Here is a 1504-nt window from a genome sequence, read left to right on the forward strand (position 1 = left end):
AGACTTTCCGCTAAGGCTGATAAACTTTCTACTGTTGTGGCAAGATTCTTTAAAAAATCATCTTTTAATACTTCTCCGGCTGTTGATAAATGTCCTGCCAGTTCATCTAACTGACTTTTTACTGTATCAAACAGAGTGAGATTCGCTATACTTCTTACTGCCATATCTGAACTTGTTGCAAGTTCCTTCAGACTTTCAATAAATCTTTTCTGATATTCTTCCTGGTCTTTTAGATAATTTCCACTTGGTTTAAAGTCCGCCATTACTTCCCTGAAAGCATTCCCGAAAGCTTCATTATATTTATCCCGGTATATCCCGCCTATATCTGTTCCCTGTACTGCCTTATCGAAGAGGTCTTTTACTCCGGATATCAGACTTTCCTGTATACTTTGTGGATTTATATTTAAAAAAAGATCTTCTATTCCTTTTTCAAAATCATATACCTGTGAGCTTTGTCTTGCTATTTCTCTTTGTTCTCTTTCATTTTTCAGAGCCTGAACAAGTTTTTCAGTTTCTTCTGCTTTTAATCTTTCCAGTTCTTCTACAGTTGAAGATGATACATTCTGTTGTGTTGATTTTTGAGTGCTTTCATTACCTATATCATTTTTAAGTATTTCTGATAATGATTCTAGTAATACTGCGTAAGTTTCTTTTTTACTTCTATTAACTGCATTATCTTTCTTCCCTGATAATTCTGATAATTGCTTTTGTGTTTCATCATACATGGCTTTTATGTCATCAATACTATTAAATCCACTAAAGTCTATATTTATTCCATTTTTTACATATTTTAGCTGTTCTCCAAGTTTTATATTGAAATCTTCCAGTACCTTTTTATTTTCTGCTGTTAACAGTCCTGTTACTTCTCCGTCTTTTTTAGTAGAAGCTACTGTTATATTTGGGTTCCCGAGGCTGTATTCTATCTGTTCTTTTTTCGCATATGCTTTATCCAAAAGCTTTTGCCATAACCCTATATTCCTTTTAAACTCTTCTTCCTGTTTACTTCTTAAGTTTTCAGGTAACGTGGATAGATGGCTGTTTAATTCGCTCAAAACCTTTTGATTTTTCACTATTTCCGAATTTATGAAGATTAATTCTTTTTGTAATTCTTCTGTACTTTTATCCAGTTTTTCTATACTTTTTACCGGATTTTCTGTTTTTTCTTCTTTTACTTCTGTTGATTGCGGTGTATTTTTTTGTAATTGCTCTATCCTTTTGGTAAGTCCGTATATGGATTTTGCTATTGTTTCTGAACTATTTTTATACACATCTGCTATTTGTTTGTCTATTTCGCTCTGGTCTGTTCCCAATAACTCGCCCATTGCCCTTATTTCTTTTATCTGATCTATTACATTATTTTGATTTTTTTCTCTTATTAAGGCTTCTTTTTCCATTACTGCTGCAAGCTTTTTATTGGTTAGACCCAGTTTATCAAATGTATCTTCTATTCCTTCTAACAGCTTTATCTGTTTATCTAAATATGTATCATAATCGTCCATTCCTT

General features: G+C 32.4%; 1 pseudogene. It reads right to left on the bottom strand.

Features of this window, described 5'->3' with window-relative positions:
• A pseudogene (locus NK213_RS20010) lies at positions 1-1504 on the bottom strand (hypothetical protein); the annotation flags it as partial.

Origin of the sequence: Sebaldella sp. S0638 (genome assembly GCF_024158605.1) — a bacterium.
GTDB lineage: Bacteria > Fusobacteriota > Fusobacteriia > Fusobacteriales > Leptotrichiaceae > Sebaldella.